The organism is uncultured Limosilactobacillus sp. (assembly GCF_934202705.1).
GTDB lineage: Bacteria > Bacillota > Bacilli > Lactobacillales > Lactobacillaceae > Limosilactobacillus.
Genome location: NZ_CAKPYE010000001.1, coordinates 221,217 through 236,029, shown reverse-complemented (window position 1 = coordinate 236,029; position 14,813 = coordinate 221,217). Strand labels below are relative to the sequence as shown.

Sequence of the window (14,813 nt, the reverse complement as noted above, 5' to 3'; positions counted from 1 at the left end):
ACTGCTAGGACTATTTTTTGTATTGCTATATACCCGTTTAACGTGTACAATGATTTTACAAAGAAAAGGAAACAAGGAAGAATGATTAAAGACTTTGCAGATAAAGAAACGGAAAAAGTATATCACCAAAAGTTTTCTAAAAAGTTACCTCAAACTATTCAAAGGGTTGCGTTAAGAAAATTAATGATGATTGATAATGCAGAAAACATTAATGATTTGCGAGTACCGCCAGCTAATCATTTAGAACAATTAGTTGGTGATCGTGAGGGACAATATAGTATTAAAATTAATGCTCAATATCGAATTTGTTTTACTCTACATGGTCAGAATGAATTCTATGATGTTGAAATTGTTGATTACCATTAGAAAGGGGAAATGAATCATGAACAATATTCCAACGCCAACAATTGGTGAAATCCTCCATGAAGAATTTATGGAACCATTAAATCTGTCGGCATACAAGTTAGCACAGTTAATTAATGTTCCAACTTCACGGATTCAAGATATTCTACATGATCGCCGCAAGATTACCGTTGATACTTCAGTTCGATTAGGAATTCTTTTTGGTGTCTCAGATCGTTACTTTTTGAATTTACAAAATGACATTGATATGCGGAACACTATTCAGAAAAATAAGTCTGAATACGATAAGATTAAGTTGTTCGTTTAATTCTTTTACTTATAAGCAAGGTGTTAATTATTTTTGTACATCAATTTGTACATCAACTTCAAACAAGACAATAAAAGTTAATACAGATATTCGCTGTATAATAGGAAGAAACAAACGTTATATAACATAGTAAAAGCAATTTACCCCCACCGGAGGCATTTTAATAGGTTTTTATAAATAATAGATCTTAACTAAAAAATCATCGTGACCCTTGTTTAGAGGTAGGGGGTTACGGTGCTTTTTTGTCTATTATATAATTTTGGTTCTATGATATTCAGTACTGATAGATGTACTTCATTTGGCGATGTTTTTTTGGGGTATTATGATAAAAATAAAAAAGGAGTACCTTTACAGGTACCCCGCCGGATCAGAGTAAGTAACCAACTGACTCCTATTTGCACTCCAGCTAATAGTTTTGATAGTGCCCAGCAAGCACGTAAAAAAGATAATTAAAAAGGCGATTGAGTTGATTCTTCGGATGATGCAATAATATTGCTATTTTTTTGTGCTGGCGTCGGTCGACGCTTTTTCCGTTTTTTACTCTAATAAGGTGGTAGGTTGACGAAGAAAGCAATGATTTCAATAATCTATGGATAATTAAAATTACATATGGGAATGAATTGTTAAAAAGTTCAAATGAATCAATAATCTTGTGAAAAAATTAATACTAACTATTTCTACCACTGAAGTTGATGAGACTTCGGTGTCTTTTTACACCCATTTTAACCATGACGATGGTTTTAACTGCACTAAAAGCGATCTTTAAAATGCTGAATATATTAAAGATATTTAATATCTCATAATAATAAAAATGCACTATTACAATCGATTGCAGTATAATGGTCATTAGGAATTTAATACAATGTTTCAATGTTGTTTAATTGGGAGGAATATCATGGTTTCAAGAAATAATCAATATGATCGTCAACAGCGGATAGCTCAGCGCCATCCACATTATGGTTTACGAAAACTTTCTTTTGGTGTGGCTTCAGTTTTATTGGGGACTACTCTTTATTTTAGTAGTAATGATGTTGTTGCTAAAGCAGCGGTCACGTCAACAGAGAATAACCATAACGAGGTCGAGCAGGTTGAGGGGCAGCAGACGCCCCCTTCAACAGCCGGCAGCCAAATCTGTTGTGTTGAAGCATAATCAAGAAACGTTACAAGAGGATAATTCTTCTGCAGAGAAAGTAAATCAGCAAGCTGCTAATAATAAACAATTAGTACCAGTAACGCCAAAAGCAGACAGTGATGAGACAAATCAAGATTGGTCACTACAGGCGGATCACGATACGCTCTCTCTCAGCCAACCAACGGTCAGTTTAACTTGGAAAGTTTCAAACTTTAAAAATGGTGATGTGTATACCTTAACTATCCCGCAAGGTGACTTATACCAAAATAATGGGGTTAGTGTGGCGCCGCTGCCTGCCGGGGAAGGAACGTCGCGGCTGGTCCATAATGCAGACGGGTCTTATACCATTACTGACACCTTTACGAGCAACGCGACGACTGGTGGAATGTCTCAAGGGATCACGATTGCCGTGAAGACCAATAGCAAAGTTATTGAAAATGGGCGAATAACCAAAATGCTCACCGTGACTAAAAATGGTGAAAAGATAGGTACTTATTCAATTTACGAAGATGTTAACCCTACGATCTCTTTTTCCGCTTTTAAGCGGACAAATCCTACACCAGAGGATCAAAAGCAAATTTTGGTTAACCAGGATTATTCCTATTCAACTGATATCACTGCCCCATTCAGTGATGCAGTTTATCATTATGGCAAAGTGAACCTAACGTTGAACGTTCCCGCTAATTTTAAAATTAATACTGCAGCGACCCTGGAACATTTTTCAAATACTAATAAAGATGATGGCTATGATAAGGTTGACAGTATCTCTCAGGCTTCAGCGGGATCACCTGTTGTTTTCACTGGATTGCAGATTGGGAACTTTCATCAATTAATCATTACTGGAAAGTTTGTGATGGACTCGCCAAGTGAGGATAAAACATTGAAGGCTCAACCATCCACAGCGGTTTGGGTTTTGAATGGCGGCAAGCAGCTTCAAGTGCCGGTTCCAGTCTGGGAAGACACGATTCTTGGTAACGAGACAAAACTACCTAGTGGCAATATTTTTAAAGGGCAAGTTACTAATGCCTATCCGACACAAACTGATGCCGATTATTTATATAAAGATACAGTACCGTTAACTTCACCAGTAGATATTGGAACGGGTTCATATGAGAACGAACACTATATCAACCAAATCCGGGTTGATAACCCATCAGCATATAACTTTAACAGGATTCACTATACGGCAACATTTTCTGATGGTTATTCAGTGGATAACCTGACCTTTAGTGGTAATCCTAGTTGGTCAGTGGAATATCGTGGTCACAAATTTACCCTGATGGATAGGATTAAAGTGACCTACCAAGATGGCAGTTCAGAAGTCATTATTGGCAATAATTATAATTTTAAAATTAATGCCAATAAAAACCTTGCGAAGGTTGAATGGATCGATGGATTAAGTAGTGGTAAGTCAGCTTGGCTTTACGTTTCGGGAAAGGTTGCTCAAAACAAGCAGAACGGTCAACCAATGCAAGTTGGTGATAAATTGACTGCTTCAATTAATCTAGCATCAGATCCTGCTAAGCCAGAATTTACTGAAACATCACCGGTAGGCTGGTCCAATACGCAAACAGTCGTTCAACGAGTTTCGACCCCCCTGGGTCTTTCACCTTGACGCTGAGCAAGATCAGTATGAAGCTGGGACGACAAGCGCAGGAGAATTTCAGGTGCAAATTCCGCAAGGTTTAGATAATGCGGACCTTGTTAATCCTCACATTTACTATGTCTTACCAACAACGATCAATTTTGATTTGAATGACTTTAAGGACCGCTATATCCTAAAGGGTTCAAATAATCAAGATAAGGCTATTCCTTTTAAAGTGCGTTCATACCAGTCTAACGGACGTACTGTGATTGAGTATGATGGTGCTGGTTTAACTATTCCTGGCTACGCCGCCATTACTAATTATATTAACTGGTACACTTTACGAAACGACTTGCCGAATATGTCGTCCGACGGGTATGTCTTCGTTAGTGCTGATAATCTGCAAGTGAAGAATACAAACACTAATCCGTTAGCTACAACTGATCAAATGGCAATGCTAAAGAACGCCGTGGCTAACCATACTTTTCAAGTTGGCAAATTTACCGTTGCAGTTCAATCAGCAAGCGGCTTAGGTATTGTGGAGAACGCGCAGGGAAATACGGATAGTAGCTTAGTCTTGAATGGTCATTCAAATGACAAGGGCACTACTCAAATGACACTTGCTACAGGAGTAATATATAACCCTGAGCATGATAGTACCATTCATAACATTGTTGTCGTCGCTAATCTGCCAAAGGACAATACTGATACTTCCTTTAACTTTAATTTGAAGCAGAACGGTGCAACAGTCGTTAATTCCATTACCGGGGAAACTGTGCCGGCAGATAGTTATGAAATTCTTTATTCGACACAGCCTGGAAAGTCTTCTAATGAAAAAACTGATTTAAGTTCATATGTTACGAGCGACCAGGTACGCGATTGGTCACAAATTAAGTCAGTTGCTGTCAAGATTAATGAACTATCAAAGAATAATGGTGCAATTAGGCTGGTACTGCAGGGTGAAGATCCAACGGTCACGAGTGATGCCGGGAAGATTGCTTACCTAGCTAGTCAGATATGGAGTGATGAACAGCTCCCAATGGGGGTGGCAGTAAAGACAGCTGGTGCATCATCAGTTAAGGTTGATGGTCAATCAACGGTTAAGGCTCGGCTTCACTATGAGGATGACCAAGGTCATGACCAGTATATTCCTTTAGATGATTTAACTCACCAGTACAAAGATAATCAAGATACGATGAAATCAACTGATTTTACATTGAGTACTGATGATCAAGCATTAATCCCAGCAGGATACCACTTAAATCCAACACCAAAGATCATTAATGGCGTTAAGTCTTGGCAGACAGATGCTAAAAATGGGACGGCAGCATTTGGTCAGGTGGTTAAATACTACTTTGATGGTGACATTGTTCAGTTTGAACTTTCTAACCATGCGACTGCACAGTTACGGTATTACGATGATACTACCCATAAATTTATTAGTGGGGTTGAACCAACAAAAGCCAAGGGTAACATCAACACGACGATTAGCTTTGACCCAACCACGTTGAATAATTTAACTGATCGTTATGACTATGTCGGCATTAGTAAGGGCAACGAGACGAGTGCATTAGATTCAACTGCGTTTACACATTACCAGTTTGGCAAATACGATAACGACGATAGCACGACCCAAACCTTTGTTGTGCACTTGAGACATGGGGTTAAACCAATAGATAATCAGCACCCGGCGCCGGTTGATCCGCAAGACCCGACAAAGGGGAACATTGTGACAAGCAAGACCGTCAAGCGGACCATTACTTACAAGTTCAGTGATGGTTCAACTCACTCAACGGAAATTTCAACCAACCCGGTAACACAGTCAACGAAGTTTACTGGCACGGGTCATGTGGATAAAGTCACGGGAAAGGTCGTTGATGTCGATAACCATGGTAATATTACCAAGACGTACGACCAGCCAAGTGAGGGCATTCATTGGACTGCCACCGGAAAGACGACAGATGAAGGAACTTTGAATCAACAGCCGTCCCCGTCAGTGATGGGTTACACTCCGGATAAGTTAACCGTTGAGAAGGTTAAGGTTCACCATGATACTAAAGATATAAATGAAGAAGTGACCTACACACCTGACCAGCAAGCTGCTCAGCTAACCTTCTACGATGATACTGCTAAGCGGGTTATTCCAGGAGTTGTTGATCATGCTAATGGGGTAACTAATGGTCAGATTAAGTTTGACCAGGGTGATACGCTCGTTAAGCAGCTGAAAGACAAAGGCTACGAGTTTGTCAAGGTGGTTAATACCACTGCCCAACCACCCCCCCAAGACTTAACTGGTAAGCAGTACAGTCAAGTTATTTTCCCAAACTTTGATAATGATGACCATGTTGACCAATCATTCGTTGTTCATCTTGAACACGGAACTAAAGCAGTAACTGATACGAAGGTCGTTCATGAAACGATTCACTATCAGTATGCAGATGGTTCTCCGGTTACTGATGACTACCAAGCAACACCAATTGAATTTAAGCGGACTGGCATCGAAGACCTGGTTACCCATGAGATTGTTTGGAAGCCGTGGACACCAGCAAATGGTAATTTTGCTGAAGTGAAATCACCAACGGTTCCGGGATACCACACAACTGTAACAGCTGTTTCTGACCAACCAGTAACGCCTGATTCTGACGATCTTAATATTACGGTAACGTATACTGCTGACCCTAAGCTAACTACTTATGACATGAAGACTAACCAGGATAATGGTGGTCAAATGAAGACCAGCGGACAGGGAATGTCTGGTAATATGCTAAATAAGACCTCGAATGTTGCTCAACTACCGCAGACTGGCGAGAGTCAAAGTGGTACATTAGTTGGACTTGGTTTGACATCCCTGTTAGTATTATTCGGTTTGGCTAAGCGAAAACGACACCAGGACTAAAACCAAGCATGAGATAGTTGCTGAAGTCTTTTATGTTGACAGATAGTTTCTTTTAAGAACTACAATAATCTCTCAGCGTTCAGATTTACTGAACCCTGGGGGATTTTTGTTTCACTATTAAGTCATTCAGTTGAAGTTAGTGATCTTCTTTTCCATTTAAAGAATAATGTTGATAGAAATAATCATCTCTGCATTGTTTAGTAGTAATTATGCAATTTAATTGAATATATACAATTTGCTGGCGAAATAAAAAGATAAATCGAATTTTTTTACATTTATAGTTGCATTATATGAATATATCATGTATTATACTGGTTGTATTCAAATGTTATGCAATTATTATTCATAGAGTTACGAAATCAGGAGGATTAATGATGAAGTTTAAAATCAGTAAAAAAATCCTGGCAGTCAGTGCGGTAGCCTTAATGGTTGTCGGCGGATTAGCTGGATGTGGTGCTAAACAAAACACTGCTTATAATAAGATTAAAAGTGAAAAAACTTTGACGATGGGGACATCAGCTGACTTTGCGCCATTTGAATTCCCAGTCGTTAAAAATGGGAAGAAAACCTATAATGGCTTTGACATTATGGTTGCTAACCAGATTGCTAAGGATATGGGAGTCAAGCTGAAGGTTCAAAATATGCAGTTCTCCTCCTTAATTGGTGAGTTACAAAATAATAAGGTCCAAATGGTAATGGCTGGAATGACGGCAACCAAGCAACGGCGGAAGGCGGTTGACTTTTCCAAACCATACTATACTGAATCAGAAGTCCTGCTGGTAAAGAAGAGTGATGCGAATAAGTACACTACTAAGGATAGTACCAAGGGTGCATCGTTTGGTGCTCAGCAAGGATCCATCCAAGAAAGTGTTGGGAAGAGCCAAACCAAGGCCCACATTGTGAGTGAAGGTTTAGTTACCAGTCTGACAACCGAATTGAAGAGTGGTAAGTTAAATGGGGTTGTTTTAGCTCAAAAGGTGGCTGAAGAATATGTCAAGAAGTACCCGAATGACTATGCAATTTCAACATTAAAGATGCCAGTACCAAAGTCACAACGAGACATTTGTATTGCATTACCGAAGAATGAACCAAAGCTAAAGAAGAAGGTTAATGCTGAAATCACCAAGATGCAAAAGAACGGTCAACTGGATCAAATGTTCCAAAAGGCACAAGATCTTCAAGAGCAGAGTGGTAAATAACCAAATCAATAATAGAGAGTAGAGGATGATGTTAAATGTTGGATTTTAATTTTCTTGGCAAGTATTGGCCAATGTTTTTACAAGGATCGGAATTAACACTAATTATTTCGATCATTGGGGTGGTAATCGGTTTTTTAATTGGTTTGCTACTTGTCTTAATGCGGATGTCGAATCTTAAGGTGTTAAATTGGATTGCTGGTATCTATGTTTCCATCGTTCGAGGAACGCCGTCAATGATTCAGGTTTTACTGGTTTATTATATTTTGTCAAAGACTTTACCCATCCCACAGGTTCAAATTTTAGGTTCAGGATTAGATCGGATCATTCCCGGGGCATTAGCACTGGGTTTGAATTCAGGTGCCTATACTTCTGAGATTTTCCGTTCTGGAATTATCTCCATTCCGGATGGGCAAACTGAAGCAGGTCTATCACTTGGATTAAGCCGGCGTGACACATTGTTTGAGATTGTGTTGCCACAAGCATTGCGGAACACTCTACCAGCAATGGGGAACGAATTTATTACCTTGATTAAGGAATCCTCAGTCTTGTTCTATATTGGGGTTCAAGAAGTTACCGCGGAAGCCCTTGGTGTTGGTGGTACACTTTACAACTTTATTCCACCGCTAATCGTTGCTGCAGTGATTTACTTCGTTATTACTCAAGCGCTCGCTTTATTACTCAACTGGTTAGAGAAACGAATGAGTCAAAAATATACCGTTAGTAATTAATTAACGATTTCATCCTTTACTTAAAACCGCGCCATTGTTATTATGGCGCGGTTTTTCGATGGTTGGCTTTTTTGGTAACATGATGTATTTTTCATGCAACACAATCTTTTCACTTTTATTTTTCATGTATCAAGTGATTAACAAATTAACGAATTATTCACGTTATTCAAAATTAACCCAGGTTAGTTAATACCTACTACTACGGGTTATGGAGTGAATTAAGCGAGTGATCATATTGGCTTCTCGCATCACTAAATACAGGCGGTTGCTCAAATTCCCACTACATATTGTGCTTTTAAAGTCAATAGTTTCTAGATATTGTGTTCAATCTTTTTTGAATTAAGATAGATGATGTTACGAAAAAGGGGATATGATTATGAAAATCAAAACAACAGTTAACCATCCTTTAACCGCACTCAAGGATGTTAAAGTCGTTAAGCGTGATGGGACGATTACACCATTTTATTCTTATAAATTAGACTTAATTATGCAAGAACTCCATGCTGATTGGACAACCCAAAGCAAAGTCTATAATGAATTAGCAAAAACACTGGCCGGGAAAGACCGGATCATGACGATTGAAATTGCTCAAGCAATGATTGATGGTTTTCGTGCTGCTGGTCACAATGAGTATGCAATGGCCTTCATTAATTATCGTAAACAAGATGACCAAGCCTTTGCCAATGCGACTAATCCAATGCATAAACTTGATCAATTATCTGATCGGAATGCGCGGGTGGTTCATGAAAATGCCAATAAGGACTCCAAAGTCTTTAATACTCAGCGGGATTTAGAGGCCGGAATGGTTAGTCGAGCATTAGGTTTACGGATGTTACCGCAAATTGTTGCCAAGGCTCATCTCCGTGGTGATATTCACTGGCATGACCTTGATTATTCACCAGTGACGCCAGAAACTAATTGTTGTTTAATTGATTTTGACGAAATGTTTAAAAACGGTTTTAAGATCGGTAATGCATGGGTTTCTTCGCCACGCTCAATTCAGACAGCGACCGCTCAAATGTCGCAAATTATTGCGAATGTTGCTTCCTTGCAATATGGTGGGTGTTCTGCTAATCGGATTGATCAATTGCTCGAACCATACGCTAAGATTAACTATGAGAAACATTTAGCGGATGCTGAACAATGGGTAGCGCCAGATAAGCGAGCAGAATATGCTAAAACCAAGACGAAAAAAGATATTTACGACGCAATGCAAGCGCTCGAATATGAAATTAATACTCTGTACTCGTCTCAAGGGCAAACGCCATTTACAACGATTAATTTTGGTTTAGGGACTTCGTGGATTGCACGAGAAATTCAAAAATCGATTTTAAAGATTCGAATTAAAGGGTTAGGCAAGGAACATCGGACCGCAATTTTTCCGAAGCTAATCTTTACATTAAAGCGTGGTTTAAATTTGAACCCAAGTGATCCAAATTATGATATTAAACAGTTAGCACTGGAATGTTCCACTAAGCGAATGTACCCTGACCTGTTAATGTATGACAAGATCAAAGAAATTACTGGCACATTTAAGACACCAATGGGTTGTCGTTCTTTTCTGCAAGGTTGGCATGATCCAGAAACGGGCAAAGAGGTTAACTCTGGTCGGATGAACCTTGGCGTTGTAACTGTGAATTTGCCACGGATTGCTTTAGAAGCGCATGGTGATAAGAAGCTCTTTTGGCAAATTTTTGAAGAGAAGATGCGGATTTGTAAGATTGCCCTTGACTATCGGATTCAACGGACGAAGCAAGCTAAACCAGAGAATGCGCCACTGCTTTATATGTATGGTGCCTTTGGTAAGCGATTGAAGAAGACGGATAGTGTTGATGAAGTGTTTAAGAACAGTCGGGCAACAGTTTCGCTAGGCTATATTGGTTTATATGAAGTCTGCACAACTTTCTACGGTCCAAAGTGGGAACATAATCAAGAAGCTCACGACTTTGCGGTATCAATTGTTAAACAGATGCATGATCTTTGTGCCAAGTGGGAAGCTGAAGAAGGTTATCATTTCAGTCTTTATTCAACCCCAGCTGAGTCTTTGACGGATACTTTCTGCCAAGACGACTTAAAGAAGTTTGGCCGGGTTGAAGATGTGACTGATAAAGAATACTACACCAATAGTTTCCACTATGATGTCCGGAAACATCCGACCCCATTTGAAAAACTAGAATTTGAAGAAGCCTTTCCTAAATATGCGGCGGGTGGTTTCATTCACTATTGTGAATATCCCAACCTCCGTCAGAATCCGAAGGCATTAGAGGCCGTTTGGGATTGGGCGTATGATCATGTTGGTTATTTGGGTACCAATACCTCAATCGACCAATGCTTTAAATGTGGTTTTAAGGGTGAATTTAAGGCCACCGCGCGTGGCTTCAAGTGCCCACAATGCGGAAACCATGATCCAGCAACATGTGACGTTGTTAAACGGACCTGTGGTTATCTGGGCAATCCACAACAACGGCCCATGGTTCATGGTCGACATGAAGAAATCATTCATCGAGTCAAGCATATGGACCCACGGATGATTAAGTCGGCGGCGCAATTTGAAACTCAACGTCAAATGGATACCAAGGAACACCGTGCCAAAATTAATGGTGATCAAATCTAAGGAGTGAGTACTAATGGGTGAACGACATCAACATCGGCTGCCCAAAAATCCGCGCCCCAAGGAATGGCTCGCAGCCGACCATTCTCTTCAATACGTTGCGGACTATAAGCCATTCAACTTTGTTGATGGTGAAGGGGTTCGGTGTAGCATTTATGTGAGCGGCTGCCTGTTTAACTGCCCAGGTTGTTATAACAAAGCTGCGCAGAACTTTCATTACGGTCAACCATATACCCAAGAACTTGAAGACCAAATTATGGAAGACCTGGGTCATGATTATGTTCAAGGATTAACTCTTCTTGGTGGTGAACCGTTTCTAAATACTCAGGTTTGTTTAAAATTAATCAAGCGACTCCGCAAAGAATATGGACATACCAAAGATATCTGGTCGTGGTCTGGATATACTTGGGAAGAATTACAGCAGGAATCCTATGATAAACTAGAAATGCTAAGGAACATTGATATTTTGGTTGATGGCCGTTTTCTCGAGGACCAGAAGGACCTGACCTTACAGTTCCGTGGTAGTGCTAACCAGCGAATTATTGATGTGCAAAAATCTTTAAAAGCTAATCAGGTTATTATTTGGGATAAACTGGTTCACTAGATAAGGGTGAAAAAATGACGTTAGTAGTAAAAAACTTACATGCAATTGTGAAGGAAACCGGCGAAGAGATCCTAAAAGGGGTTGACTTAACGATTCCAACTGGCGAAGTACACGCGATTATGGGACCAAATGGTAATGGAAAATCCACCCTCGTCTCGACGATTATGGGCTATCCAGCTTACCAAGTAACTGATGGGACGGTTACTTTTGATGGCGAAGATGTACTCAGTAAATCTGTGACTGAACGGGCACAATTAGGACTTTTTTTAGGAATGCAGTACCCGGCTGAAATTCCAGGGGTAAAAAATATTGACTTTATTCGTCAAGCCATGAATGCAAGGCAGCCAGATGGCAAATCGGTACCGGTTTTACAATTTCTGAAGCAACTGGATGCAGCAAAGCAATTATTACAGATGCCTGATGATATTACCGATCGTTATCTAAATGTCGGCTTCTCTGGTGGTGAAAAAAAGCGCAATGAAGTTTTGCAAATGATGATGCTCAAGCCTAAATTGGCAATTCTAGATGAAATCGATTCAGGGCTTGATATTGATGCGCTACGTATAGTGGCTAATGGAATTAATCATATGCGGACGCCAAAATTTAGTGCGCTTTTAATTACTCACTATGAGCGGCTGCTAGAATATGTTCAACCGGATCGGGTTCACGTGATGGTGGATGGTCGCATTGTTCAAAGTGGTGGCCCAAAATTAGCAGACGAACTGGAAAAGGGTGGTTATGCGAAGTTTGAACAACTAAGTAAGGATGGCGTTCACGAATGAATTCAGAATTAGTTAGCCGAGTTCGAGCGGCGACTTTGGGTCAACCAGCGTGGCTGCAAAAAAAACGTCAGCTAGCAATTATGATGGCCGCAAATTTACCGCAAACTAATTGGCAGCAGAAAATTTTACAGGGGTGGCTGGCAAGGCCAAACCTGAAAACGCCAAATGAGCAGGAAACCACGAATCAACTTGATTACGTGGACTTGCCCATTTTTCAGGCTGCACAGCAATATCCTGAATTATTGCAAGAAAATCTAATGGAGAAGGCAATTAACTGGCAGACTGACCAGCTGAATGCATTGCACTTAGCGTTTTTAAATGGTGGTCGATTTATTTATATCCCTAACAATACGATTGTGGACAAGCCAATCCAACTTCACGATCCAGCACCAGAATGTAATTATCACAATTTAATTATTGTGGGGGCTAATTCTCAAGTAACAATTGTCGAAAATCAAGTCGCTACGAATCAACAGCCGAGTTATCTCGGAACTGAATTATTATTAGGTGATAGTACTAACGTCAATTATTACCAATCCAACACTTTTCAGGCTGACCAAAATTGGGAAAGCGTTCGCGCTTATCAGGCTGGTGATAGTGTTTTAAACATGTATTGTGCACTTTTTGATCGCCACCATTTGTATGGAGATTTCCACAGTAATCTTGATGGTGATGGAAGCCAGGCGAACTTTAAAATGGTTGGTATTGGAACGCATGATCAAATCCAGGAAATTCATACCCGAATAGATAATCATGGGCTTCATACGGATGGTGAAATTCTCCAAAATGGGGTGGTCAAAGACCAAGCCATTCTTAATTTCCATGCGGTTGGTAAGATTTATAAAGGTTCGCATCAATCAGTTTCCAATCAAGAAAGTCGTTTATTAACACTGACATCCACCAGTCATGGTGAAGCTGACCCAGTCTTATTAATTGAAGACAATGATGTTAACGCTGGGCATGCGGCGAGCATTGGTCAAGTCAATCCTGATCAACTCTATTATTTGCAGTCGCGGGGCTTAACATTAATGGAAGCCGAAATTTTATTAACGAAGGGTTTCTTATTGCCAGTGATTGAAAAGTTTCCTGATCAACAATTGCGTAACCAGACCATCAATGAATTAATGGAACGATTGGGGGTTCAGGCATGAGTCAAGAGGACGATAAGAAGGCCATTCAACATTTTTCTCAAGAACATTATGAGTTTGGCTTTCATGATGATGTGAAGCCAATTTTTTCCACCGGTGTTGGGCTGACTGAAGAAACAGTGCGAGAAATTTCCCGTCGTAAACATGAACCGGAGTGGATGCTGAAAATTCGGTTAAATGCCTATCATCAGTACTTAAAAATGAAGCTTCCAGAGTTTGGACCAGATTTATCAAAATTGGATTTAAATCAATTAAGATATTTTCAACGACCCACGGATCATGTCGCCCGCTCGTGGTCTGATGTGCCGGAAGAAATGAAGACGACCTTTGAGAAAATGGGGGTTCCAGAAGCGGAACGCCAGTATCTTGCTGGAGCGACTGCCCAGTATGAATCTGAAGTTGTGTATGCGAATTTAAAACGAGACTTAGCTAGTCATGGCATTTTATTTATGGATACTGATACTGCAGTCCAAAAGTATCCGGAAATTGTCAAAAAGTATTTTTCGCAATTAGTTCACCCGGATGATAATATTTTTGCTGCTCTGAACACCGCGGTTTGGTCAGGCGGAACCTTCATTTATGTGCCAAAGGGTGTCCATGCTGATGAACCACTGCAGAGCTTTTTTCGGATCAATGCTGAAAATACGGGTCAGTTTGAACGAACCCTGATTGTCGTTGATGAAGACGCAAGTGTAAACTATGTTGAGGGGTGTACTGCGCCAGTTTATTCTGAAGACAGTCTCCATGCAGCAGTGGTCGAGGTTTTTGTAAAGCCCCGTGGCTTTTGCCGTTACACAACCATTCAAAACTGGTCACCCAATGTGTACTCATTGGAAACAAAGCGCGCAGTGGCGGATGAAAATGCCGTGATGGAGTGGGTTGATGGCAACCTTGGTTCTAAGGTTACCATGAAGTACCCGAGCGTTTATCTTCGTGGACGGGGCGCTAAGGGGACGATGTTATCAATTGCTTTTGCTAATGGTCAGGTAGTGGATCAGGACACTGGAGCACGGATGATTCATCAGGCTCCGGACACCAGCTCAACCATTGTTTCCAAATCGCTTTGTCGTGCCGGTGGGGTTTGTGATTATCGTGGTGAAGTGAAGATGGATGAAAATGCTCATGGATCCAGTTCACATGTCGAGTGTGACACGATCATCATGGATGATGACTCTTCAAGTGATACCATTCCACTAAATCAGGTCGCAGTTGGTGATGTGGCGATGGAACATGAAGCGAAGGTCTCTAAAGTGTCAGAAGAAGAACTTTATTATCTAATGAGTCGGGGACTTTCTGAAGAAGCAGCAACTAAGATGATTGTCATGGGTTTCATTGAACCATTTACCAAACAATTGCCAATGGAATATGCAGTTGAACTAAATCGGTTAATTGATTTTCAAATGGAAGGGTCAGTTGGCTAAAAATTTCAAAAAAATAACGCCCGGTCTCTGTTGAGGT

12 protein-coding genes are annotated in these 14,813 nt (G+C 40.3%); all 12 read left to right on the top strand.

Annotated features, from left to right (window positions below):
* Positions 1 to 81: 81 nt before the first annotated feature.
* The 12 genes from Q0C76_RS01145 (at position 82) to sufB (ending at position 14,776) form a co-directional block, all read left to right on the top strand.
* Positions 82 to 366, top strand: a complete 285-nt coding sequence (locus Q0C76_RS01145) for a type II toxin-antitoxin system RelE/ParE family toxin (protein WP_295728586.1) — start codon at positions 82 to 84, stop codon at positions 364 to 366.
* A 16-nt stretch (positions 367 to 382) separates the two neighbouring features.
* Positions 383 to 670: a HigA family addiction module antitoxin gene (locus tag Q0C76_RS01140; RefSeq protein WP_295728583.1), complete on the top strand. Its 288-nt coding sequence runs from the start codon at positions 383 to 385 to the stop codon at positions 668 to 670.
* An 895-nt stretch (positions 671 to 1,565) separates the two neighbouring features.
* On the top strand, positions 1,566 to 1,820 hold the full coding sequence (locus Q0C76_RS01135; RefSeq protein WP_295728580.1) for a YSIRK-type signal peptide-containing protein: 255 nt from the start codon (positions 1,566 to 1,568) through the stop codon (positions 1,818 to 1,820).
* The gene (locus Q0C76_RS01130) at positions 1,759 to 3,417 is read left to right on the top strand and encodes a hypothetical protein (protein WP_295728578.1); all 1,659 of its coding nucleotides are present in this window, start codon (positions 1,759 to 1,761) and stop codon (positions 3,415 to 3,417) included. The genes Q0C76_RS01135 and Q0C76_RS01130 overlap by 62 nt, the downstream gene beginning before the upstream one ends.
* Positions 3,418 to 3,469: 52 nt before the next feature.
* Positions 3,470 to 6,283, top strand: coding sequence for a mucin-binding protein (locus tag Q0C76_RS01125; RefSeq protein ID WP_295728575.1), 2,814 nt, complete (start codon positions 3,470 to 3,472; stop codon positions 6,281 to 6,283).
* Between the two features lie 374 nt (positions 6,284 to 6,657).
* Positions 6,658 to 7,482 carry a transporter substrate-binding domain-containing protein gene (locus Q0C76_RS01120; RefSeq protein ID WP_295728572.1) on the top strand — a complete coding sequence of 275 codons (825 nt, stop codon included), beginning with the start codon at positions 6,658 to 6,660 and terminating at the stop codon, positions 7,480 to 7,482.
* Positions 7,483 to 7,517: 35 nt separating this feature from the next.
* Positions 7,518 to 8,210 (top strand): amino acid ABC transporter permease, encoded by a 693-nt coding sequence (locus Q0C76_RS01115; protein ID WP_295728570.1) that lies wholly within the window; start codon positions 7,518 to 7,520, stop codon positions 8,208 to 8,210.
* 376 nt (positions 8,211 to 8,586) lie between these two features.
* Positions 8,587 to 10,824 carry an anaerobic ribonucleoside-triphosphate reductase gene (gene nrdD, locus Q0C76_RS01110; RefSeq protein ID WP_295728567.1) on the top strand — a complete coding sequence of 746 codons (2,238 nt, stop codon included), beginning with the start codon at positions 8,587 to 8,589 and terminating at the stop codon, positions 10,822 to 10,824.
* Positions 10,825 to 10,837: 13 nt separating this feature from the next.
* Positions 10,838 to 11,425, top strand: a complete 588-nt coding sequence (gene nrdG, locus Q0C76_RS01105; RefSeq protein WP_295728565.1) for an anaerobic ribonucleoside-triphosphate reductase activating protein — start codon at positions 10,838 to 10,840, stop codon at positions 11,423 to 11,425.
* A 14-nt stretch (positions 11,426 to 11,439) separates the two neighbouring features.
* Complete coding sequence (sufC, locus tag Q0C76_RS01100) at positions 11,440 to 12,207, top strand: Fe-S cluster assembly ATPase SufC (RefSeq protein WP_295728563.1); 768 nt, start codon at positions 11,440 to 11,442, stop codon at positions 12,205 to 12,207.
* Positions 12,204 to 13,358: a SufD family Fe-S cluster assembly protein gene (locus Q0C76_RS01095; RefSeq protein WP_295728561.1), complete on the top strand. Its 1,155-nt coding sequence runs from the start codon at positions 12,204 to 12,206 to the stop codon at positions 13,356 to 13,358. The genes sufC and Q0C76_RS01095 overlap by 4 nt, the downstream gene beginning before the upstream one ends.
* A complete protein-coding gene (gene sufB / locus Q0C76_RS01090; protein WP_295728558.1) occupies positions 13,355 to 14,776 on the top strand; it encodes a Fe-S cluster assembly protein SufB in 1,422 nt (473 codons plus the stop codon). Before Q0C76_RS01095 ends, sufB begins: the two co-directional genes overlap by 4 nt.
* Positions 14,777 to 14,813 lie beyond the last annotated feature (37 nt).